The 22,589-nt window shown below is 69.9% G+C and carries 20 protein-coding genes and 1 tRNA gene; 10 read left to right on the forward strand and 11 right to left on the reverse strand.

From position 1 onward, the window contains the following. The first annotated feature begins 14 nt into the window (after positions 1-14). Entirely contained in the window at positions 15-977 is a 963-nt protein-coding gene (locus tag AWQ71_RS21045) for a helix-turn-helix transcriptional regulator (protein ID WP_245658392.1), read from the forward strand. A 350-nt stretch (positions 978-1,327) separates the two neighbouring features. On the opposite strand, the gene AWQ71_RS21050 is transcribed toward AWQ71_RS21045, so the two are convergent. The 3 genes from AWQ71_RS21050 to AWQ71_RS21060 form a co-directional block, all read right to left on the reverse strand. After that, positions 1,328-1,891 carry a YdeI/OmpD-associated family protein gene (locus tag AWQ71_RS21050; protein ID WP_067135786.1) on the reverse strand — a complete coding sequence of 188 codons (564 nt, stop codon included), beginning with the start codon at positions 1,889-1,891 and terminating at the stop codon, positions 1,328-1,330. 310 nt (positions 1,892-2,201) lie between these two features. Continuing rightward, a complete protein-coding gene (locus AWQ71_RS21055) occupies positions 2,202-3,581 on the reverse strand; it encodes a vWA domain-containing protein (RefSeq protein WP_084259110.1) in 1,380 nt (459 codons plus the stop codon). A gap of 107 nt (positions 3,582-3,688) precedes the next feature. Next, on the reverse strand, positions 3,689-4,534 hold the full coding sequence (locus tag AWQ71_RS21060; RefSeq protein WP_067135788.1) for an AAA family ATPase: 846 nt from the start codon (positions 4,532-4,534) through the stop codon (positions 3,689-3,691). An 88-nt stretch (positions 4,535-4,622) separates the two neighbouring features. Here AWQ71_RS21060 and AWQ71_RS21065 point away from each other — a divergent pair. Further along, positions 4,623-4,699 (forward strand) — tRNA-Lys (locus AWQ71_RS21065). A gap of 177 nt (positions 4,700-4,876) precedes the next feature. Here AWQ71_RS21065 and AWQ71_RS21070 read toward each other — a convergent pair. Next, entirely contained in the window at positions 4,877-5,290 is a 414-nt protein-coding gene (locus AWQ71_RS21070) for a roadblock/LC7 domain-containing protein (protein WP_067135790.1), read from the reverse strand. 295 nt (positions 5,291-5,585) lie between these two features. Here AWQ71_RS21070 and AWQ71_RS21075 point away from each other — a divergent pair, with 295 nt between their 5' ends. From AWQ71_RS21075 to AWQ71_RS21100, 6 genes are all read left to right on the forward strand, one after another. After that, positions 5,586-6,704, forward strand: a complete 1,119-nt coding sequence (locus tag AWQ71_RS21075) for a DUF4388 domain-containing protein (protein ID WP_067135792.1) — start codon at positions 5,586-5,588, stop codon at positions 6,702-6,704. Between the two features lie 275 nt (positions 6,705-6,979). After that, complete coding sequence (locus AWQ71_RS21080; protein ID WP_157570465.1) at positions 6,980-7,360, forward strand: hypothetical protein; 381 nt, start codon at positions 6,980-6,982, stop codon at positions 7,358-7,360. A 25-nt stretch (positions 7,361-7,385) separates the two neighbouring features. Further along, positions 7,386-8,147, forward strand: a complete 762-nt coding sequence (locus AWQ71_RS21085; RefSeq protein WP_067135796.1) for a hypothetical protein — start codon at positions 7,386-7,388, stop codon at positions 8,145-8,147. Positions 8,148-8,208: 61 nt separating this feature from the next. After that, on the forward strand, positions 8,209-8,646 hold the full coding sequence (locus AWQ71_RS21090) for a roadblock/LC7 domain-containing protein (protein ID WP_067135798.1): 438 nt from the start codon (positions 8,209-8,211) through the stop codon (positions 8,644-8,646). A gap of 257 nt (positions 8,647-8,903) precedes the next feature. Beyond that, positions 8,904-9,446: an RNA 2'-phosphotransferase gene (locus tag AWQ71_RS21095; RefSeq protein WP_067135800.1), complete on the forward strand. Its 543-nt coding sequence runs from the start codon at positions 8,904-8,906 to the stop codon at positions 9,444-9,446. A 150-nt stretch (positions 9,447-9,596) separates the two neighbouring features. After that, positions 9,597-10,244 carry a ribonuclease FAU-1 family protein gene (locus AWQ71_RS21100; RefSeq protein WP_067135802.1) on the forward strand — a complete coding sequence of 216 codons (648 nt, stop codon included), beginning with the start codon at positions 9,597-9,599 and terminating at the stop codon, positions 10,242-10,244. A 91-nt stretch (positions 10,245-10,335) separates the two neighbouring features. Here AWQ71_RS21100 and AWQ71_RS21105 read toward each other — a convergent pair whose 3' ends face one another. Beyond that, positions 10,336-12,264, reverse strand: coding sequence for a Xaa-Pro dipeptidyl-peptidase (locus AWQ71_RS21105; RefSeq protein ID WP_067135804.1), 1,929 nt, complete (start codon positions 12,262-12,264; stop codon positions 10,336-10,338). Positions 12,265-12,379: 115 nt separating this feature from the next. Next, positions 12,380-12,916, reverse strand: coding sequence for a PadR family transcriptional regulator (locus tag AWQ71_RS21110; protein ID WP_067135806.1), 537 nt, complete (start codon positions 12,914-12,916; stop codon positions 12,380-12,382). 94 nt (positions 12,917-13,010) lie between these two features. Between AWQ71_RS21110 and AWQ71_RS21115 the strand changes: the two genes are divergently transcribed. Together AWQ71_RS21115 and AWQ71_RS21120 are read left to right on the forward strand one after the other, a co-directional pair. Continuing rightward, positions 13,011-13,580: a hypothetical protein gene (locus AWQ71_RS21115; protein ID WP_067135808.1), complete on the forward strand. Its 570-nt coding sequence runs from the start codon at positions 13,011-13,013 to the stop codon at positions 13,578-13,580. Between the two features lie 22 nt (positions 13,581-13,602). Then, positions 13,603-14,898: a carotenoid oxygenase family protein gene (locus AWQ71_RS21120; protein ID WP_067135810.1), complete on the forward strand. Its 1,296-nt coding sequence runs from the start codon at positions 13,603-13,605 to the stop codon at positions 14,896-14,898. A 16-nt stretch (positions 14,899-14,914) separates the two neighbouring features. Here AWQ71_RS21120 and recD2 read toward each other — a convergent pair whose 3' ends face one another. From recD2 to AWQ71_RS21145, 5 genes are all read right to left on the reverse strand, one after another. Next, positions 14,915-17,017 carry an SF1B family DNA helicase RecD2 gene (gene recD2, locus AWQ71_RS21125; RefSeq protein ID WP_245658393.1) on the reverse strand — a complete coding sequence of 701 codons (2,103 nt, stop codon included), beginning with the start codon at positions 17,015-17,017 and terminating at the stop codon, positions 14,915-14,917. 34 nt (positions 17,018-17,051) lie between these two features. Further along, positions 17,052-18,158, reverse strand: coding sequence for a PqqD family peptide modification chaperone (locus AWQ71_RS21130; protein ID WP_067135814.1), 1,107 nt, complete (start codon positions 18,156-18,158; stop codon positions 17,052-17,054). Next, the gene (locus AWQ71_RS21135) at positions 18,155-19,096 is read right to left on the reverse strand and encodes a TOMM precursor leader peptide-binding protein (protein ID WP_067135815.1); all 942 of its coding nucleotides are present in this window, start codon (positions 19,094-19,096) and stop codon (positions 18,155-18,157) included. The genes AWQ71_RS21130 and AWQ71_RS21135 overlap by 4 nt, the downstream gene beginning before the upstream one ends. A gap of 354 nt (positions 19,097-19,450) precedes the next feature. Continuing rightward, a complete protein-coding gene (locus tag AWQ71_RS21140) occupies positions 19,451-20,029 on the reverse strand; it encodes a dienelactone hydrolase family protein (RefSeq protein WP_067135820.1) in 579 nt (192 codons plus the stop codon). A 233-nt stretch (positions 20,030-20,262) separates the two neighbouring features. Further along, the gene (locus tag AWQ71_RS21145) at positions 20,263-22,500 is read right to left on the reverse strand and encodes a GNAT family N-acetyltransferase (RefSeq protein ID WP_084259112.1); all 2,238 of its coding nucleotides are present in this window, start codon (positions 22,498-22,500) and stop codon (positions 20,263-20,265) included. Between the last annotated feature and the right edge of the window lie 89 nt (positions 22,501-22,589).

Here is a 22,589-nt window from a genome sequence, read left to right on the forward strand (position 1 = left end):
GATCCGATCGGCTGGTGTCCATACTCCTCTTGCTCCAACGGCGCGAGCAGGTGACAGCCGCAGAGGTCTCCCGAGAGCTGGACGTCTCCGAGCGCACCGCCCGCCGTGACCTCGACGCCCTGGCCATGGCCGGGGTGCCCGTGTACTCCGTGCAGGGCCGAGGTGGCGGCTGGCGCCTGGTGGGCGGTGCTCGTACCGACCTGTCCGGGTTGACCGCCAGTGAGGCACGCGCCCTGTTCCTGGCTGTCGGTCCGGCCTCGGATGCGACGCCGGCGATGAAAGCAGCTCTGCGCAAGCTCGTCCATGCTCTACCGAAGCCCTTCCAGGTGCAGGCCGAGGCAGCGGCGGCGTCGCTGGTCGTAGACCCGCAGCGATGGGGGGCGAGCCGGATCGAGCACCGGCCGCCTCGCTTCCTCGACGAACTCCAGGCCGCGGTGATCAGCGGCGTCCAGGTGTCGCTCGGCTACGTCGACAGCAAAGGCGTCGAAACCCGGAGAACCGTCCACCCGCTGGGCATCGTCGCCAAAGGTCCTGTGTGGTACCTCGTCTCCAACACCGAGACCGGCCGACGGGTCTTCCGGATCGACCGCGTGTCGTCCGCCGACCCGACCGGCGACCCTGTGCACCGACCCGGGGACTTCGACCTTGCCGAGAGCTGGAATGAGATCGCCAAAGAGGTCGATCGCAAACGAACGCCGCTGGAGGTCCAGGCGGTATGCACACCCGACGGGATAGGCATACTCCGGATGGCGCTCGGCGACCGGCTCGACGTGGGAGGTTCCGCGACCGACGGCCGCATCGAGGTCGTGATCCGCGGCCCCAATGAGTACATGCTCGCCGGCGAGCTCTCCGGGCTGGTCGAATGGGTCGAGGTGACCGGCCCTCCGGGGGTCCGAGACCGCCTGGCCTCGATCGGCAACGCCCTCGTCGAACGATACGGCCGGCCGCGCACCAGCGGAGACCTTCACCCGTCTTGAAGCGGACGAGGCAGGGCTTCGAGAACAGTTCCGCTCAATAGGGTGGGTTTGTCCGTTCCGGCAGTCGCCTGGTCACGAGTCGGCGGGTCTGCCGGCCTGGCTCGCTGCGGGTGGACCGTCTCGTGCCGGGCCAGCATCGCCACGCACTCGGCGCACTTCCGGGGTCGAGGTCGCGACGGGCGGTGCAGGTTGTGGCGGCGGCTGGCGCCTCGTAGGCGGCGCTGTCGATCACGGGCCGTGGGCCATGGGCGGCTAAGGCCAGCCCGAGGGGTTCCCGGAGCGGCAGGTCCCGCGCTGGACGGCCGAGTTGGAGGGCTACGCGATCGCGCTCGGCCTGTTGCAGCGGGCCCTCAGGTTCCAGGTCGCCGGAACGGCTTGAGCCGCGCCCCCTCCAGGCTGTCGGCGATCAGCTGGTCCAACCGCCGCTCCCGAGTCTCGTCCAGCTTGGCACTGATCACATGGTGGATGGCCGACTTGCGGTAGGACGGCGCCTGCCCGCTGAACCACTCCCACGCCCGCGGTTCCGCTTGGAAGCGAGCCAGCTGCGCCGCCTCGAACTCCAAGACCGACTTCTCCTCGCGATCCCGGTCACGGGCTTCGAACACCGCGGTACCGGCCGGCCGCATGAGCCCCTGCGCGGTCAGCTCCTCGATCTTGCGGAGGTTGACCAGGCTCCAGTTGCTGCGCGGCCTGCGCGGAGTGAACCGGATCGTCCAGGAGAAGTCGTCAATCGGGCTCTGCCAGCCGTCGATCCAGCCGTAGCACAGGGCCTGGTCGACCGCCTCCGACCAGCTCGGCGTGGGCTTACCCGCTCCCTTCCTCCACATGCCCACCCGACATTCGGAGGCAGTCGCGTGGTGCTCCTCCAGCCAGTCCCGGAACTCCCCAGGACTTGAGAAGAAGATTGGCTCCATGCGCGGTGCTCCCGTCGGTCGTCTCGTCGGTTCCATTGAACCTGTCGGGTACGACGATCCGAGAGTTTCACCGCGCCGCCCGGGTCCGGTCGACCCGACGGCGAGAGGATCACGGGGGTGCCGTGCCGTGCGCCGTTGCGGGCGGCTCTCGCGTGCAGGTTCCCGAACTTCAAGACAGCGGGATCGTCGCTGGGTTCAGGTGGAACGGTGAAATCGTAGAAGTCGACACTCCAGTGCTCCAGGACGTCCATGGGCCTCTTTCCAAGGCGGTCTCAACCGACAACGGAGAGGAGCCTAAAGAACCACGGGGTCAGTACACCTGGGCGAGATCCTCGACGAACGTCGCGAGCTGGGCGACGTTGCGGCATTCGTACATCGGGACGATCCCGGCGTACGCCGAGGCGAGGGAGTCGCCGGAGTCCCACTGCGGGCGCGGTTCCGGGTTCAGCCAGTGGGCGTGCCGGGCCTCCCCGGCGAGCCGCCGCAGCGCGTCCAGCGCGGGCGCCTGGTAGTTGGAGCGGGCGTCGCCCAGGATCAGCAGCGACGTCCGGGGCCCGATCGCGTCCGCGTACCGCTCGGCGAACCGGGTGAAGACGTGGCCGTAGTCGGTCCGCCCGAACCTGACGATGTCGGCCTCTTCGGTCATCCGGGTGACGGCGTCCAGAACGTCCACACCGGGGCGGAAGTGCGCGGTGATCTCGTCCACCGTGTCCACGAACGCGAACGCCCGCACCTTGGTGAACTGCTCGCGCAGCGCGAACGTCAGCAGCAGCGTGAAGTGCGAGAACGCGGCGACCGAGCCGCTCGCGTCGCAGAGGATGACCAGCTCCGGCCGGTGCGGGCGGCGCGGACGCAGGTGGGGGGTGAGCGGCACGCCGCCGGTGGAGAGCGACGCCCGCACGGTGCGGCGGACGTCGAGCCGCCCCCGCCGTCCAAGTTTCCGCCGGGCGGTGAGCCGGGTGGCGAGGCGGCGGGCGAGCGGGTGGACCTCCCGGCGCAGCCGGGCCAGCTCGTCCCTCGTCAGCCGCAGGAAGTCGACGCGGTCGATCGGTAGCGGCACCGACGTCCTGGCGATCTTCTCGATGCCGGACTCCTCGGCGATCCTGCGGCGGACGTCGGCGACGACGGCCTCCTCGAACTTCCTGATATTTCGGGATATCTGGGTTCGGGCGAGCGTCTCCGGGACGCCGCCGCGCTCGGCGAGCATCGCGTCCAGCAGCCGCGCGATCAGCGTCTGCGGGGAGAGGGCGCGCAGCACCGGGTACGAGAACCACGACTGCCGGTTCCCTGCGGCCGGCACCCGGCCGAACCGCCCCACCATCGACCGGGCGAACGCGCGGAACGCGGGATCGTCCGGGTCGCCCATGAGCAGATCGGCGAGCCGGTCCCGCAGCTCGGCCGTCTCGTTCGGGAGGACCGGGCGCTCGGCGTGGCCGGGAGCCGGTTCCGGCGGACCGTCCGAGATCACCGGAGGGAACCACAGGTCGAACAGCGCGTCGAAGCCGGGCCGGTGCTGGGGACGCTTCACCAGCGTCGCCGCGTACGCCTCGCGCAGCGTCTCGCGCTCGGCCAGGTCGATCACCGTCAGCGCCCGGGCGGCGTCGAGGCCCTCGGCCAGGGACACCGGCAGCCCCGCCTCCCGCAGCGCGCCCACGAACGCCACATGCCGGTCGAGCAGCGGCTCGCTCACACCGCCCTACCTTTCTGAGTGCGCGTACGCTTCGATCGGTGCGGCCCTTCCACCGGCCCTTCCACCGGCCCTTCCACCGGCCCGGCCGTGTCCGGCCGACCGCCCACTCATGGCCGGGGCAGCCCGAGCTCCTTGGCCGCCCGGCTCTGGTCGGAGTCGTGCTTGAGCACCACACCGAGCGTCGCGGCCATCACGCCCTCGTCCAGGTCCGTACGGCCCAGCGCCAGCAGCGTGCGCGCCCAGTCGACCGTCTCGGCGATCGACGGCGACTTCTTCAGCTCCAGGCCGCGCAGCGTGGCCACCGTACGGGCGAGCCGCTCGGCCAGCAGGCCGGGCAGCTCCGGCACCTGCGCGAGCACGATGTCGCGCTCGCGCTCCGGTGACGGATAGCCGAGGTGCAGGTAGAGGCAGCGCCGCTTCAGCGCCTCCGAAAGTTCGCGGGTCGCGTTCGACGTGAGCACCACGTACGGGCGGCGGATCGCGGTGATCGTCCCGAGCTCCGGGATCGTGACCTGGAAGTCGGAGAGGATCTCCAGCAGCAGCCCCTCGACCTCGACGTCGGCCTTGTCCGTCTCGTCGATGAGCAGCACCGTGGGCTCGTCGCTCCTGATCGCTCTGAGGAGCGGACGCTCCAGCAGGAACTCCTCGGAGAAGATGTCCTCCCACGCGTCGCCGTCGGCCTGGATGCGCAGGAGCTGCTTCTTGTAGTTCCACTCGTAGAGCGCGCGGGCCTCGTCCAGGCCCTCGTAGCACTGCAACCGGATCAGCCGCGCCCCGGTCGCCTGCGCCACCGCCTTGGCGAGCTGGGTCTTGCCCACGCCGGCCGGGCCCTCGGCCAGCAGTGGCTTGCCGAGCGCGCCCGCGAGGAACACCGACGTGGCGATGCCGTCGTCGGCAAGGTAATCCACGGAGGCGAGCCGCCCTCGGACCTCGTCAGGCGAGGCGAACCACATCGCCGCTCCTCTTGATCGAACCGAACGTTGTTCTAGCGTAGCCCGATTTTGAGGGATCTGGGCCGTACGATAACCTCTTACTGCTTCCGCGCCGCTAGCTCAGTTGGTTAGAGCAGCTGACTCTTAATCAGCGGGTCCGGGGTTCGAGTCCCTGGCGGCGCACCAATGAAAGACCCCAGGTCGGTACCACTGACCTGGGGTTTTTCTATTTGCCGACCGTCTCGGCGGTGCCCCGCGCATGGCGTGGGGGGCGTCGGACGCCATGGCATCCGACGGCCCCTTTCGCTCGCTTGGACCTCGATGAGGCCGGTACGGGAGGACCCGGCGTGAGGGACCACCAGGTCAGCGAGGGTTCTCCAGCTGCCGCATCACCTGGCGAGCCTGGACGAAGAGCATCCCGATGTTCACCTGGCGCGAGCAGATCACGACCGCCACGATGTCGGGGTTGCTCTTGCTGCGCATGAAGAGGTGGACCAGGTTCTCGCTGTTGACGAGAATCTCGTTGAAGTAGTGCCGGTTGTCGGTCGTGCCGCGGTTCTGCTTCCACAGTTCCTCGACCTGCACCACGGTCCGGCCCTGGAACAGGTCGGTGGTGGCCGCCGCGACGACGTCGAGGATCTCGCGGGGGTGATTGTCGACGGTGTCCACCGCCAGCAGCATGCCTGTCGAGATGTCGACGATCCCTGACCCGATGTAGTCGGGGACGTCGTGGCGGAACGCCTTCAGGGCATTGGTAACGATTTGCGTGAGGTTCATCAGGAGCTTTCTGCGCTGGGTATACCGGAATCCGGTCAGGATGACACATTGAGGATGTGTGCGGTATATACGCGATGAGTCTTCCCTGATGGGCATCAGCCAGGCAAATTAGACTCTATGCGCAAATGGGTATTTTCGGCATAAAACGGACATTGAATCTGTTCTGGATTCCTGCGCCGTAAACCCCACTGGCGGCTACTACCACGAGAACGCTACGCTGCACTATAGCCGAATGGGGTGGATTTGGTAGCTGAAAGCCATGGTGTCTTGATTCTGAACGGGAGCTGACAGTCACGTGTTCCCGGCGGAGGACGGAGTCCGGCTGACGAAGCCGGGCAGGGGTGGCGAAGCGCGGATCGCCGATGAGCTCCATGCCCTGACGCGCGACGGGGCCTCGGGTGCCCTGAAGATCGACGGAGATTCCGGTGGAACCATCTACCTGGACCGGGGATACCTCACCTTCGCCGAAGCGGCCGGGGTTCCCGGTCTCGCCGCCAGGCTGATCGGCTCTCGGCGGCTGTCGGCCGAACAATGGAACACGCTACGCGCCGAGAGGCGGCCGGCAGACGGGTTCGGCGCCCTTCTCGTCGAACAGGGCCTCATCGGCAAAGACGAGATGCTGGAGGTTCTGCGTTCGGTCGTCCTGGACGCGATCACGGCGATGACGGCGATGACGGCCCGGATGGCGGGCGGATCATCTGCCACCGGCATCCGGTTCATGCCATTGGAACGTTCCTGGGCCGGGACGATGCTCAGGTTGGAAGTCGAGTTCGTGCAGTCTGAAGTCGCACGACGGGCCGAGCTGCTGGCCGGGCATGACGTCTCGCTCGACGGCCGCCCGAAGGCATCCGACCTGCGTGGCCCTCTGGCGATCGTGGAACGCGAGCAGTGGATGGTCGCCTGCCGGATCGACGGCGTTGTCACCCTCCGGGAACTGGCCTGGCGAAACGGCTTCGCGCTTTACGACACCGTCGCAAGTGTGAGTGGGCTGGTCCGGGCGGGTTTGTGCACCCTGCTGGCTCCGGAGGAGGCGGTCCCCCCGCAGCGGGAAGACGTCCGGCCCGCGCGCGGGTCCAGCAGTGGCGTCGCCTGGCTCGGGCCCGCATGGGCGGTCGACGAGACGGAGACGGAGGACGACACGGGGGACGACACGGAGGAGCTGCCCCGGGTCGTCGATCCGGAAGCGACCGTCCACGCTTCGGAGGTGACGGCACCGTCCCCTGAGTCCGCGGATGACGCGGTACGGCTGATGCCACGCCGCAGTCCGGGCGCGACGACATGGGATCGGGCGCACGGCGGCACCGGATCCGACAGCCTCCCGCAAGGGCTGGAAGAGGTTGTCAGGACACCGTTCGCGCCCGTGCACCCCGACATCCTGGGGCGGGTGTTGGAAGGTCTCCGGCGGTTGAAGTAGCACGACCAGGCATCGGGACCGCCCGTCCCGGTCGGTTGGTCGCAGGGTGCGGTTCCCCGGAAGGCGACGCGTACGTTCTCCCGGGGCTGGTTCGGCCTGCTCAGCGGCCTCATCGAAGGCGGAGGGGGCGACCCGAGACTGTCTCGGCGCCCGGTCGCGGAATCGCCTCCGAACACTGGGCCGCGGCGCGTACGTCCCCTAGACTCGGCCTGCGCTATTTGGTGGAAAGGATCCCCTTTATGCCCGAGTCTCCCTTCGAAGCTCTGCTCTCTCAGGTGAGACAGATCGACGGCTTTGTGCTCGGGTGTTTGATCGACGCCTCGACCGGCATGGTGCTGGGTCACGTCCAGGACCGGGAGACCCTGCGCCTGCCGGTGGCAGCGGCGGGTGCCGCCGACGTGGCCAACGTGATCTCCCTCATGGCCGGAGAACTGGCGGCGAACGGCGGTCTTGAAGACGTGATCATCACGTTGAGCGGTCACTACCACCTGATCCGGCATTTCAGCCCGGCCCCGAGGCTGCAGTTCCTCCTGCTCGTGGTCCTGGATCGTGCGGAAGCGAACCTGGCGATGGCCCATCGGGAGCTTCGCGACTTCGACCTGAATTTCGTCGGCCGTCCCGATTCGGGCCTGCCGGATCACTTTCAGCGGGTATGACCACTGAGCCAGGACGGGAACCACCGTGTACTTCAACAGGGATCCGCTGATCGTTCGGCTGGGTAAGCTCGCCGACTCCGGGCAAACCGGTGTATTGCGCGTGTCGGGTGCTCTGGGCGGGGCCTTCTACCTCAGCGAGGGCGACGTCGTCTACGCGGAGTCGAAGCGCACCCCCGAACCGTCCAAGTGGTTGGTGCAGCCGCAGGGGCACCCGGGCGAGGCCGGCACGGCACGCTCGCAGGCGCCCCGGGGCGGCCAGGCCGCTGCCGTCGATGCGGAGACGGCCGGCTCGCTCGAGTGGAGCTTCGCGGTCAGGGAGGCCACCGTCGACGCCGCGCTGGAACTGCTGTCCGGAGGCTCCCGGAATCCACCGCGTCACCGGTTCCGGGAACTCGAAACCCCCGCGGTCGGCAGATTGAACGGCATGCCCTTCCCGATGCTGCTTGCCGAGGTGACCCGGCGGCAGGAGATCGTGAAGCAACTGTCCGGATCCGTTACGGCCGACACGACGGTGGTGCGGAATCCGCACATCGAGGCCCCCGGCCTGCAGGTGTCCGCGTTTCAGTGGGCCCTGCTCATCCGGACGGGCGAACGCTCCACGCCGCGCGACCTCGCGTGGGAGCTTGAGCACAGCGTTTTCAGCACGACCGTCGAAGTTTTCCGGCTGATCACCCTGCGGCTACTGTCGGTGGACGGCACCTCGGCTTCGCCGATGCCCCGGGCAGCGGACACGCTGTCCGACCCGCGGCGCGACACCATGTCTTTTCTCCGGGCAGTGGCCCAATGAACGGGGGTGCGATGAATCGAGAGATCCGCGATGGTGGATCCGGATCCGCCGGGGGGACCGGATGACCGGGCCGGGCATCGAAGAGCTGACCCCCGACAAGCGGGTCCGCGCGGAACTCCGCGAGCTCAGAACGCAGATGGCCGGCGTGCACGGCAGCATGGTCGCCGCGAGCGACGGGTTCCTGATCAGCTGCGACATTCCCGAGGCGGAGCCGACCAGGATCGCCGCACTCATCGCGGCGACTCTCGGCCTGGCCCGTCAGGCCACCCAGGCGACGGGCCGCGGGCGGTTCCGCGAGGCGGTGGCCCGCGGTAGCGACGGTTACCTGGCGGTGTTCGCGGTGGGCGAGGACGCCGTCTTGGCGGTCATCGGAACCAACGACCTCAACATCGGGATGCTGCACTATCAGACCCGCGACCTGATCACACGGCTGATGAATCACTTGGCGCAGTTCGACTGGGGCTGGCAGGGCGGTACGCGGCCGGACGCTTCTCTCTAATCCGGCAAGGGACCCCTGCTGCCGGTGCCTCCTTCCCTGCGACGTTCCAACTCGGCGTCGTCGAGGCCGGCGCGGGCCGGCCCGGCGACGCCGCGGGTACTCAAAAGATCACTTTCCGGGTGGCTGTAGGTGCTTCTTCCGATGGTCGAAATCCTGTTGACGCCGGGGGCCGTAGGCCGGGGAGACTCGAAGGGCGCGGTCACCGGGAAGCATCGCGTTCCGGTTGTTCCGGAGAAGCGCGGAGGGAAGTGACGTAAATGGACGAGCGGCGGATGGTGCGCGTGTCGAAGTATTTGGCCAAGCACCTGCGCCACGAGCCTGAGCGGATCGGCATCACCCTGGACGACGGCGGCTGGGTCGAGGTGGATGTCCTCCTGAAGGCCGCCGCCCGGCACGGCTTCCCTATCGCCCCGGAGGAGTTGGCGCACGTCGTGGCCGCCAACGACAAAAAGCGGTACGTGTTACAGGACAGGCGGATCCGGGCCAGTCAGGGGCATTCCGTTCCGGTGGATCTTGGCCTTCCGGTGACCGAGCCTCCCGCGACGCTGTACCACGGGACCGTGGGCCGCCATCTGGCCGCCATCCGGGAACAGGGCCTGCGGCCGATGAACCGGCATCACGTCCACCTGTCCGTGGACCGGGAGACCGCCGAGCGGGTGGGCGGCCGCCGTGGTGTTCCGGTGGTGCTGGTCGTCGACGCGGGCGCGATGCACGCCGCCGGGCACGAGTTCCGGCTCAGCGCCAACGACGTATGGCTCGCCGATCAGGTCGATCCGGTTTTCCTGCGATTCCCCGGCTGATCCGGGATGGACGGCGGGCGTTGCCTCCCCGCCACCACATGTTCGAGAGCCGCAGCCGTCGCTCTGGATCCCCAAAACCGAGCACCCGCCAGGACCGTGGGCACGACTGCCGTAACCCCCGTCGTCTCATCTGCTGTGTGGGAGCCGCATATGGCCGGGATCAGATCACGGTTCGGTGAGGGCGAGACCATCGTGCGCCGGGACGTCTTCCGGGAGCGAGTCTGGACCGCCTCGCCTCACCGGGTGCTCGCGGACGACGGCGATCGGATCGCCCTCGGATACTGGCCGGGGATCGTGAGTCTCGCGCCCCGTACATGGATCGCCTCCCTGGAGACCGGGGATCCCGCCCTGAGGGATCGGATGCCCGCCGATCTCGCCTCCGGCCGGTGGCGGCTCGGCCGGTGGACCTGGCGCGACACGCTCTGGACGAGCAGCCAGCAGGCAGGGGAGTACTTCGGCGTGGGGCGCTTCTTCGACGCCGAGCAGCGCCTGCTGCGCTGGTACGTGAACTTCCAGCGCCCCTACCGGCGTACCGAGTGGGGGATCGACACCTTCGACCTGCTACTGGACCTCGTCGCGGAGCCGGACCTGTCCGGTTACCAGTGGAAGGACGAGGACGAATACCGCCAGGGCCGCCGCCTGGGCATCGTCGGAGACGCGGAACACCGCGCGATTCAGGAGGCCCGCGACCAGGTGATCGCGTTGATCGAGGAGCGGCGGGGCCCGTTCGCGGAGACCTGGCGGATCGATCCCCGGTGGCCGCTGCCGACGCTGCCGTCCGACCTGCCCGAGGCGTAGCTGACCGCCGAGCCGATCAGTCGCCGGCTTCGGAAGCGCGGAGCCGCGCCGGGAGCGCTGGCCCGGCGCGGCTCAGGGGGTGCTCAGGAGATCAGTAGAGGTGGTTCTCCGGCACCGGCAGGTCGATCTGCCGGGGGCCGTGCCACGTGCCCGTGCCCTTCGGAACGTCCCCGTCGGTCAGGGAGTGGCCGACGCCGAGCACGAACGGGACCCGCACTCTGCTCTTGTGCAGGTCGACGGTGACCTTCGCGCCGGTGGCGGTCTCGCCGCTGTAGGTGGAGTCGGTCCCGGCGATCACCAGGCCCAGCCGGTGTCCCTTCTTGAAGATGTAGTCCTGCGGCAGCGTCTTCCACGTGACCTGCGCGTACGTCCCGGGGGTCAAGGGGGAGGGGTCGGTGAGCGAGTCGCGGTTCTGTGCGTCGATCCAGCCGCGGGCGACGATCTCCAGCGGTCGGGTGGCCACGTTGGTGACGACCTTGCGGTAGCAGGCGTCGTCCGCCGCGGTGCTCTCGCCGTGGCAGCTCTCCTCGGTGAGTGTGGTGATGCCCTGCCCGCGCCGCCAGTCGATCCTGGTGTCCTCGCCGAAGTCGACGAGAAGTGCGGTCAGGTTCGCGGTGGGCTTGTCGAGCGCGACGCGCAGGTCCACGACCGGCGTGCCGGACAGGCGCAGGTCCCGGGGCAGCTCACCGGTGGTGAAGGCCGCCCGTCCGGGCTTGGCGGTGCCGATGTCGGCCACCATCGCGTCCTCGGACTGGCGGACGTCGGTGAAGGTCGCGGTCTCGCCGTTCTTGCCCGGGGAGAGCCCGAGCGAGCCGTCCGCCGCCGGGCGGAGGAACGTGGTCGACGCGGCCGGCGCCGGCCAGTCGCGCTGCGTGATCCAGGAGGTGGGGCCGACCTGCACGTCGGCGCGGGGCTCGTCCATGATGCCGTTCCGCACCCCGAGCAGCCAGTGGTCGAACCAGCGGTGCAGCGTGTCCACCCACAGGTCGCGGCGTCCCTCGAAGTCGAAGGGGTCCACGTGCTGGTACTGGCCGACCCAGACCTTGCGCGGCACGTTCCGGTCGGCGAGCGCCTCCCACCAGGTGGAGAAGTGGTCGGGCTTGACGTTCAGGTCGTTCACCGTGTGTACGGCGAAGACGCTGGCCCGGACCTTGGAGACGTCGCCGACGGTGCCGTTGACGTAGTCGCGCTCGGCCCAGAAGGCGTTGTAGTTGCCGGTTTTGTCGTCGGCGTCGGCGTCCAGCCGAGTCCGTACGGCGGCGCACTTGGCGGCGGGGTCGGTGTCGACGGCCCTCGCCAGGTAGGACATGTAGTTGTAGTTGTAAATCACGCCGTTGGAGCGCTGGTACCGGTACCAGGAGCTGATCGCGGAGATCGGGACGATGGTCTCCAGGCCCTGTACGCCGGTCGCCGCGACCGCGTTGGCGAGCGTGCCGTCGTACGACTTGCCGATCATGGCGGCCTTGCCGGTGCTCCAGTCGGCGAACGCCGGAGTGCCGTCGGCGTGGTAGGCGGGGGCGCGGCCGTTCAGCCAGTCGATGACGGCCTTCCCGCCCAGCACGTCGGCCCGCCCGCCGACGTCGGGGCAGCCGTCGGACTTGGTGGTGCCGATCATGTCGACGTTGAGCACCGCGTAGCCGCGCGGTACGAAGTAGTTGTCGTAGAACAGCGGGAACTTGGCGAGGTTCCCGTTCGCGTCGTAGACCTTGCGTTCGGACTCGTTGCCGCGGCCGGAGTTGTCGTAGTAGGGGCTTTCGTCGATGATCGTCGGCACCTTGAGGCCGGGGCCGGACTCCTTGGGGCGGATGATGTCGACCCGGACCCGGTCCAGCCGCCCGTCGCCGTCGCTGTCGATCTCCGATTCGACGTAGACGTGCTCGCGGATGGCGTCGGTGTACGAGAAGACCGGTTGGGTGCGGCCCTGCTCGACGGTGATGGCGGGACCGTCGGCCGCGTGGGCGGGGGTGGCGGCCACGGCGACCAGGGCGGCGGCGATGAGGGCTGCTCGTAGTTGTGACACGGAGAGCCTCCAGAGGCTGGGGGGACTCTGGCAAATCTCCGTTGATGCCGGTATAGCCGACAAGATGCCTTTATGGGTTCGACATCACCTTGATCCTGCTATGTGACATAGCGGGTCAGTCGGACGGAGGCGAGGGAAGCCGGTCGATCTCCTCGGTGGCCCACTCGGCCCACTCCTGCTGCATGGCGCTGAAGCGCAGCCCCCACTCCATCGCGATCCGCCCGTAGACCGACAGCGCGTCCTGCTCGTCCGCGATGAATTCCCGGATCCTGGTCAGGCCCTCGTGCTGGGTGACGGCCGCCGCGGCCCGGTCGCGCAGGTACTGCCGCGCCTGTTCGGGCTCGACGGTGTTCAGGAAGAACACGCGGAGCAGCATGTCGCTGCGCCGGGACCGGTTCGGCTCCACCTCGGTGATCCAGTGCCGCAGCTCGGCCAGCCCCTCGTCGGTGATGGCATACTCCTTGCGGCCGCGCGGCCCTTCGGCCACGACCTTGACCAGGCCGGTGTCGGCGAGCCGGCCCAGCTCGGAGTAGAGCTGGCTCTGCGTCGCCGGCCAGACGTTGGACAGCGAGATCTCGAACAGTTTCAACAGGTCGTAGCCGCTGGCGGGACCACGGGCCAGCAGCCCGAGCATGGCGTGGCGAAGGCTCATGGGGCCAAGCCTACATTCCACAGTTGACATGTCGACCCAGGAGGTTCTACTTTCGACATGTCACTCATGGAATGTCGTCCTCAAGGAGTCCCCCGTGCTCGGTTACGTCCGCAGCTTCCTGCCCTGGATCGCCTTCGCCGTGCTCAGCACGAACGGCGAGGCCAGGTACGGCGCGGCCGCCGCCTTCGCGCTGTCGGCCCTGCTGCTCATGATGGACCGCCGCAAGGGCCGCGCCTGGGACGCGCTGGTGCTCGAGATCGGCTCGGTGGTGTTCTTCGCCGGGCTCACCCTCGCCGCATTCCTGATCACCCCCGCGCCCTTCGGCGAGTACGGCCCGGCCGTCGCGGTCGGCTGGCTCGCGCTCACCGCGTGGACGACCCTCGCCATCCGCCGGCCGTTCACGCTGGGGATCGCCCGCGAGGGGGTGCCCGCCGAAGTGCACAGCACCCCGATGTTCTACCGGGTCAACGTCGTCATCACCGCCGCCTGGGCGATCGCCTTCACCTGCAACACCGCCGGGCTGGCCCTGCTGATCGCCTTCGCCCCGCACGCCACCGCCGCGATCATCGCGGTGAAGGTCTGCGGCTTCGCGATCCCCGCCGTCTTCACCGTGCGCTACGCCGCGCTCGCCCGGGCCCGCGCCCGCGCCGCGCAGGCCGCCTGAACCACCCCCAGATCGGAGCATCGTGACCGCCACGTACCTTCAGGGAGACCTCGCCCCGGTCCCCGACGAGATCGACGCCGCCGACCTGCCCGTCACCGGCACGCTCCCGCCCGCGCTGACCGGCCGCTACCTGCGCAACGGCCCCAACCCGCTGCCCGGCCAGGACCCCGGCCACTGGTTCGCGGGCGAGGGGATGATCCACGGCGTCCGGCTGCGGGACGGCCGGGCCGAGTGGTACCGCAACCGCTGGGTCCGCAGCCGGCACATGGACGGGGTCCCGTTCGTCGGCCCGGACGGCGTCGACCTGACCGCGCTCCCGGTCAACACGCACGTCATCAGGCACGCGGGCCGGACCCTCGCCCTGGTCGAGCAGGGCCTGCCGTACGAGATCGGCGGGGAGCTGCAGACGCTCGGCCCGTGCGACTTCGGCGGCCGGCTCACCACGGCGATGACCGCCCACCCCAAGGAGGACCCGCGCACCGGCGAGCTGCACTTCTTCGGGTACGGCTTCGCCCCGCCGTACCTCACCTACCACCGGCTGGACGCGGCGGGCGAGCTGGTGGAGAGCCGGGTGGTCGAGGTGCCGGGCTCGACGATGATGCACGACTTCGCCGTCACCGAGCACTACGTGGTCTGGCTCGACCTGCCGGTGGTGTTCGACCTGGGCCTGCTCGGGGACGGCATGCCGTACCGGTGGGACGACGGCTACGGCGCCCGGCTCGGCGTGATGCCGCGCGACGGTGACGGGCCGGTGCGCTGGTTCGAGATCGACCCCTGCTACGTCTTCCACGTCGGGAACGCGTGTGAGGACGCCGCGGGCCGCGTGGTCCTCGACGCCGTCCGCCACGCGCCGGATCGGTTCACCCGGCTCTGGCGGCGCATCGGCGGCGCCACCGACCCCGCCGCCCACGCCCCGGGCGGCGCGCTGCACCGCTGGACGCTCGACCCGGCCACCGGCGCCGTCACCGAGGAGCGGATCGACGACCGGACCGTGGAGTTCCCGACGATCGACGACCGGCGCACCGGCCTGCCCAACCGCCACGTGTACGCGGTGGCCGGGGAGGAGATCGTGAAGTACGACGTCGTGACCGGAGCGAGCCGCACCCACCGGGTCGGCGCCTCCCCCGGCGAGGCGGTGTTCGTGCCCGCCGACCCGGAGGCGGGCGGGGACGACGACCACGGCTGGCTCCTCACGATCGTGGGATCGCGGGCGGAGCTGCTGGTCCTCGACGCGGCCGACCTGTCCCCGGTGGCGTCCGTACGGCTGCCGCGCCGGGTCCCGGCCGGGTTCCACGGCTCCTGGATGCCGGACGAGTGACCCCCGGATGGGCGTGTCACAGCACGGCGGCGAGGCGGTGGGGGAGCGCCGTGTTGCGCCGGTGGCCGAGCCGCTGCACCGCCAGCTCCAACGCTTCGCGCTGCCCGACGAGGACGACCCACGAGCGGGCCCGCGTGACCAGCGTGTAGAGGAGCCGGCGGCGCAGCATGATGCCGCCCGACTCGGCCACGAGAGGGGCGACGACGAAGGGGTACTCGCTGCCCTGGGCCCGGTGGACGCTCACCGCGTAGGCGTGGGCGAGGTCGTCGAGCTCGTCGAAGCCGTACGAGACGAGGTCGCCGTCGTCGATGAGGACCTCCACCGTGCGATCTTCCAGATGGACGGCGGTCACGGTGCCGGTCTCGCCGTTGAAGACACCCTTGTCGTAGTCGTTGCGTATCGGCATCACCCGGTCGCCGACGCGGAAGACCGAGGCGCCAGACCAGTGCTCGGCCGCGCCGGGGGACGGCGGGTTGCGACGCTCCTGGAGCCGGCGGCCCAGCTCGACCGTGCCCGTGGCCCCCTTGCGCATCGGGCAGAGCACCTGCACCTGGCCGGGATCGACCCCCTGCTTGCGGGGGATCGCCTCGGTCGCCAGGTGGACCACCCGGTCCGCGACCGCCTCCGGGTCGTCCAGCTCCTCGAACCAGAAGCCGCCGCCACCCGGGACGTACGGCAGCGCGCCCGACTGGATGCGGTGCGCCGCCTCGACGATGCCGCTGCCGTCCGCCTGCCGGTAGACACGGGTGAGGCTCACCCGGGGGATCTCCTCGACGCGCAGCAGATCGGCGAGCACGCTGCCGGGGCCGATGCTCGGAAGCTGGTCCTGGTCGCCCACGAGCAGCAGGTGGCTGCCCGAGGGGACGGCCGAACAGAGCCGGGTGGCCAGGTTCAGGTCCAGCATTGACGCCTCGTCGATCACGATCAGGTCCGCGGCGGCCGGGGTCTCGTCGAAGAGCGTGTCCGGGTCCGGCTGGTGCGCGAGCAGGCGGTGGATCGTCATCGCGGGCAGCCCGGCCAGCTCCGAGAGCCGCTTGGCCGCCTTCCCCGTGGGCGCGGCGAGCGTGACCGCGCCGCCCATCGCGCGCACGGTCGCCGCGATCGCCCGGACCGTGCGGCTCTTTCCGGAGCCCGGGCCGCCGGTCAGCACCGAGACGGTGCTGGTCAGCGCCATCGTGACCGCCGCCCGCTGGTCGTCGTCGAGCGCCGGGTCCTCGTCGTAGCGCCGCATCGGCAGCGTCGAGGGGGCGCGCCAGAGCCGGCCCAGCTCGGCGGCGAGCCGGGTCTCGCGGGCGTGCAGCCCCTTGGCGTACACCACGGGACCGTCCTCGATCACGACCCGCAGCTCGCTCGCCAGGGCGTCCACCATCGCGCGGACGAGGTCCTCGTCCTGCTCCACCAGCTCGACCGTGTGGGTCAGGAGCGCCCGCATGGTCAGGTAGCAGTGCCCGTCGCGGGCCGCCGCCGTCTCCAGCCGGTCGAGGATCGCCGCCTTGATCCGCTGCGGACTGCTCTCCGGAACCCCGGACGCCAGCGCGATCCGGTCCGCGGTGGCGAAGGCGATGCCGCGCACCTGCCCGACCAGCCGGTACGGGTCGGAGCGCAGCACCTCGGCCGCGTCCGCGCCGAACACCTGGTAGATCTTGGTCGCGAGCAGCGGGCTGGCGCCGAACCCCTGGAGGGTCACCATCAGCGCGGCGATCGACTTCTGTTCCCGCCACGCGGCCACGATCTGGGCCTGCCGTACCGGGCCGATGTTGACGACCTCGCGGAGCCGCGCGGGCCGGTCGTCGATGACCTCCAGGCTGGACTCGCCGAAGTGCTCGACGATCGCCTGCGCGAGGCGCGGCCCGATGCCCCTGATCAGGCCGGAGCCCAGGTAGAGCCGGATCGCCCGCACCGTGGACGGCACGATCCGCTCGCATCCGGTCGTCGCGAACCGGCGGCCGAACCGCGGGTGGTCGTCCCACTCGCCGGTCAGCCGGAGCGTCTCGCCCGGCTGCGCCCCGGCCAGCGCCCGTCCCGAGGCGACGAACGAGGGCTCGCCGTCGGCGCTCATCCGCGCGACCGTGTACTCGTCCTCGCGGACGAACACGAGCTGCTCTACCGACGCCTCCACACCGGCAATACAAACACGATCGCCCGCGCGAGGGTCATCCGGCGTCGGCCGATCGCCGCGCCCGCGCCGCCCGTACGCCCCGCCGGGCGAACACGTACAGGTACAGCACCCAGCCGAGGGCGATGATCATCAGAGTGGCGAGCGGACCCAGTGAGCCGGGGGAGGCGGCGAGCTCGTCGAGCGCCCCGCGGCACGCGGCGACGGTGACGGGGATCGTGTACCCGGCGAAGAAGGCGAGCCCGAGGACGCGGCCCACGACGAGGAACCACGCGTACCGGCGGACGCCCCGCGACGCGTCCGGCGCCGACCGGCGGCCGATCACCGCCCGGAGGTACGACTGGGCGTCCTCCATGAGATTCTTTTCTCCGGTCAGGTTCGCGTACGCGTAATACACGTCGGTGCGCATGAAGAAGAGGAACTGCCAGACGATCTGCGACAAGCAGATCAGCATCACCAGACGGATGGCTCCGCTGTCCACGAAAAGCAGCGTGCAGGCTCCGGCGGAGAAGAGGAACAGGTCTGTTCGCATTCCCGCGAGATGCACCCGATAACGCGCGCTTCGTGGCGTCTGCCAAATTCCGGTTACCTTTGTCTGGACCACCAGGAACTGCATCCTGGTTCCCAGGGAAAGCTCGGCGCGAACGCCGAGAGAACGTGCCGCGAAAATGTGGCTCAGCTCGTGAACGAAGACCAGGAGCCAGGAGCCGGCCGCGAAGGCGACGGTGAAGGCGAGGCTGTCGGCCCACACCAGCCCGGCGTATGTGGGCAGGATCTCCGGACGCGTCACGATGGCGGCCACCGCGCAGCAGAACACGACCAGCACCACGGCGTCGGCCGCCCGGGAGAACAGCGGCCGCACCAGTCCCGGCCGGATCCGGTCCCAGACGTTGGGCGGCCGCCGCGGTGGGGTGAGCAGGCCGAGACGCTCCAGGTCCTGGACGAAATCGGCGACGTCCACATCGATGTCGTGGCTCTCCCGCACACGGGCGCGGACGTCGTCGGCGGTCCTGGTCCCGTCCATCAGCTCGATCACCGCGGCGGCGACGGCGGGTACGTTGACGAATGTCTCCCCGTTGCCGATCACATAGTCGTCGGGGCCATCGGCGACGACGCTGAGGAAGGACAGGTCCGCGGATGTCATCCGCAGACCCCGCAGGCGCTCATGCGGACGAAGTCGCGGCTGGTCGTGGTCAATGTCAACAGGTCGAGGTACACCGTCCTGCCCTTGATCGCGCACGGTCCGGTCCCCGTGGCGTAGCGGATGATCTCAGCGGCGAGCAGGCCGGCCACGGCCGAGCAGAGCGGGCCGAAGGACGGGGTCACCCGCCCGGCGTTCTCTGCCGTCGGCAGCTCCGCCCGGCCGTACCGCTCAGCGAGCTGCCGCTCCTGGCAGGCCAGGCAGGCGGTCTCGCCCGGCACCACGAGCGGCCCGATCAGCCCGACGTGCTGGTTGAAGCCGCCGGTGACGAACGGCACGCCGGCCTCGACGCAGGCGCGGTTCACCCACCTGCGGATGTGCGGCTGCGGCGTGTCCACGGTGTTCACCACGAAATCAGTGCCCGCGACGGCCTCGGCGACGTCCTCCGCACTGGTCAGACGACGTTCCAGCGTCCGGATCTCCGCCCCGGGCTGGTACCGGCGCAGCGCTCGGGCCGCGGCGGCCACCTTGGGCGCGCCCACGTCCTCGGCCGTGTACAGGTGCTGGCGATGCAGGTTGGACCACTCGACACGGTCGTCGTCGACGAGTCGCAGGGTCCGGACCCCGGCGGTGACCAGTTGGGTGGCGCAGCTTCCACCGATCGCGCCCACGCCGAGCACGGTGACGTCGAGTCCGGACAGATCGCGTAGGCCCGCCTCGACCCGCTCGACGGGGTGGAACATGGACAGGAACAGGGCCTGGCGGGAGAGGCGCTCGTCCCGGGTCAGCCGTGCCACGTCGTCCTCGCCGACCAGAACGCGGGCGGCGAGCAGCGTGTCGACGGCAGCGTCGATCTCACCTGACGAGATGTCGTCGATCAGTTCGTGCAGCTCTTTCCTGCTGCGCGGCGTGTTCGCGCACAGGCGCAGCAGGTGGCGCAAGGGGGCTTCGGCGGGTTCGAGGATCTGCCCGGTCGGAGGAAAGTCTCCGAGTCTGGCCCGTCCTTGGAAATCGTCGAGAAAAAGAGGGAAAGCCGGATTCACCTGAACCCGAGACATCGGCTGGGCTCCCGGAAGAAGACGGTGTGGGGCCACCGCGTCGGCGGCCCCACGGGACGGTCAGCAGCTGTTGCTGTTCCCTGTGGTCTCGACTTCTTCGACCTTCTTGATCTCGATCTTCATGGGAATCCCCTTTCGTCGATTTCTCCGGTCGGGCGAGAGCTTAGGGGGAAGATCACTGAAAAGCGAGACCCAAATACCTGGAGTAATTGAAATAACTCGCTTTGTAATGTCCAGTCACAGTGGTTTGACAAAATCGATGACCCGCTTCCAGGTGAGCGCCGCGGCGTCGGGGTCGTATCCGGGGAGGTCCGGGTCGGTGAACAGGTGTGTCTCGCCGGGATAGACGTGCGTCTCGAAGTGGGCACCGGCGGCGGTGACCGCGCGGCCCAGCTCGGCGATCTCGGCGGCGTCGATCCACAGGTCGCGCTCCATGTAGTGGACCTGGACCGGAACGGTCGACGGCCACGGCCCGGAGGTGACCTCGTCCGCGGTTACACCGCCATGCAGCAGGACTGAGCCGCGTGCCGTGGGATGGGTGGCGGCCAGGAGCTGGGCGGCGTACGCGCCGAGGGAGAACCCGGCGAAGACCACCGGTCCCCGGATGTCCGTGCCGATCTCCCGCACCCGGCGCTCTATCTCGGCGAAGCCCAGCGTGTCGCGCTTGCGCAGGCCGCCCTCGATGTCGTCGAAGATCTCTCCGTCGTAGTAGTCAGGCGTGCGTACGGTGTGGCCCGCCGACCGGAGGATGTCGGCGGCGGCGGAGACACCGGGTCGGAGGCCCTGAGCGGAGTGGAACAGGACGATCTCAGTCATGCGGTCTGTGTACCACCGGGCCAGATCTCTGACCAGATGGCGCTTTCGCAGGTGAACACTCCAGTCAATCCGGTGCTCTCGAGGCGCCCGGCGCGGCTGTCCGCACACGTTCACCGGGGGCGAGGGAGCGGAGCGAGGACCGCAGCGTTGGCCCGGTGAAGCGGGCTTCGCGAGGACCGCAGGATTCTTCCGGCGAAGCGACCGACCCCACCGGATGTCCGGTGGGTGCGGGCTCAGCTCTCGGCGACGTGTCCGGCGGTGACGTGGAGGCGGCGCGTGGTGTGGACCGCCTCCAGCATCCGCCGGTCGTGGGTGACCAGCAGGAGCGTTCCCTGGTACGCGGCGAGCGCCGACTCCAGCTGTTCGATCGCGGGCAGGTCGAGGTGGTTGGTCGGCTCGTCGAGGACGAGCAGGTTGACCCCGCGCGCCTGAAGGAGGGCGAGCGCCGCCCGGGTCCGCTCGCCCGGCGACAGGGTGGCCGCGGAGCGCAGCACGTGGTCGGCGCGCAGGCCGAACTTCGCGAGCAGGGTGCGGACCTCGGCCGGCGGCAGTTCGACGAGCGCGCCGAACGCGTCGAGCAGCGGCTCGTCCCCCTCGAACAGGGCGCGGGCCTGGTCGACCTCGCCGACGACCACGCCGGGGCCGAGCGCCGCCGCACCCTCGGTGAGGGGCAGCCGCCCGAGCAGCGCGCCGAGCAGGGTGGTCTTGCCCGAGCCGTTCGCGCCGGTGATCGCGACCCGCTCCGCCCAGTCGATCTGCAGATCCACCGGCCCGAGCGTGAAGCCGCCGCGCCGTACGACCGCTCCGCGCAGCGTCGTCACCACCACGCCGGAGCGGGGAGCGGCGGCGATCTCCATCCGGAGCTCCCACTCCTTGCGCGGCTCCTCGACGACCTCCAGCCGCTCGATCATCCGCTCGGTCTGCCGGGCCTTGGCGGCCTGCTTCTCGGTGGCCTCGGAGCGGAACTTCCGGCCGATCTTGTCGTTGTCCGGGGCCTTGCGGCGGGCGTTCTTGACGCCCTTCTCCATCCACGCGCGCTGGGTCCGGGAGCGGGACTCCAGCGTCGCCCTGGTCTCGGCGTACTCGTCGTACTGCTCCCGCGCGTGCCTGCGGGCGACCTCCCGCTCCTCCAGGTAGGCGTCGTAGCCGCCGCCGTACGCGCGGACCTGCTGCTGGGCGAGGTCGAGCTCGACGACCCGGTCGACCGTACGGGCGAGGAACTCGCGGTCGTGGCTGACCACGACGACGCCCGCGCGCAACCCGGTCACGAAGCGTTCGAGCCGGTCGAGGCCGTCGAGATCGAGGTCGTTGGTCGGCTCGTCGAGCAGGAACAGGTCGTAGCGGCTGAGCAGCAGCGACGCCAGCCCCGCCCGCGCCGCCTGGCCGCCGGACAGGGAGGTCATCTCCTGCTCAAGGTCGACCGTGAGCCCGAGCTCGGCGGCCACCTCGGCGGCCCGCTCCTCCAGGTCGGCGCCGCCGAGGGCGAGCCAGCGCTCCAGCGCCTCCGCGTACGCGTCGCCGGGGTCGCCGTCGGCCAGCGCCTCGGTGGCGGCGTCGAGGGCCCGCTGCGCGGCGGCCACGCCGGTCCGCCGGGCGAGGAACGCGGCCACCGTCTCGCCCGGCCGCCGTTCGGGCTCCTGCGGCAGATGGCCGACGTTGGCGGTGGGCGGGCTGAGCCGCACCGAGCCGTGCTCGGGGCTGTCGAGCCCGGCCAGCAGGCGCAACAGCGTGGACTTGCCCGCGCCGTTCACCCCGACCAGCCCGACGACGTCCCCGGGGGCGACGACCAGGTCGAGATCGCTGAACAGCACGCGGTCGCCGTGCCCGGCGGTGAGGTCTTTTCCGACAAGAGTGGCGCTCATGAGGACTCCAAGGTTATCGACGTCCCGCCGTCGCCGAGCACGTCGCGGGCCCGCATCAGGGCGAAGCCGAGCAGGTTTTGCCCGCGCCAGGTGGAAGCGCCGGCCGGCCCGCTCGGCCGCGATCGCCTCCTCGACGGATCGCGGCAGCGTGGCCTCGTCGGAGAGGGCGACCTCCAGCAGCGGCAGGACCCGCCCCGGGATGGACCCGGACGGGGTGGCGCCGATCCGTACCGCCCCCATGGCCAGGTAGAACGGCTCCGCGTTCGGGTCGGCGTCGATCGTCAGGCGGGTGAAGCCCAGCTCGCGCGCCCTGGGCACGATGTGCTCGTACAGGGAACGGCCGACGCCGCCGCCGATCGCGTCCGGGGCCACGAAGAGCATGCCGAGCGCCCCCTCGGGTGGCTCGCCCTCCAGGGTGCCGAAGCCGAGGACGCGCCCGTCCCGCTCCGCCACCGTGGCGCGTACGGTCTCGACCCGGGACGGCACGAGGGTGAGCTCGTCGGCGCACGCCGCCATGAACGCCTCGTCGTAGCCCCAGTACGCCTTCGAGCCGATCGCCAGCTCACTCAGGATCTCGGCCTCGTCCGCCCGGGCCGCTCTGATCAGCATCTGCGCCTCCTCTCACCCGACGGCTCGGCTGATCTTTTCCGGCCGGGGCCGCGGAGGTCAAAGCGATTTCCCCAACCTGGGGCTCCGGA

The organism is Microtetraspora malaysiensis (genome assembly GCF_001528665.1).
In the GTDB taxonomy this organism is placed as follows: Bacteria; Actinomycetota; Actinomycetes; order Streptosporangiales; family Streptosporangiaceae; genus Microtetraspora_A; species Microtetraspora_A malaysiensis.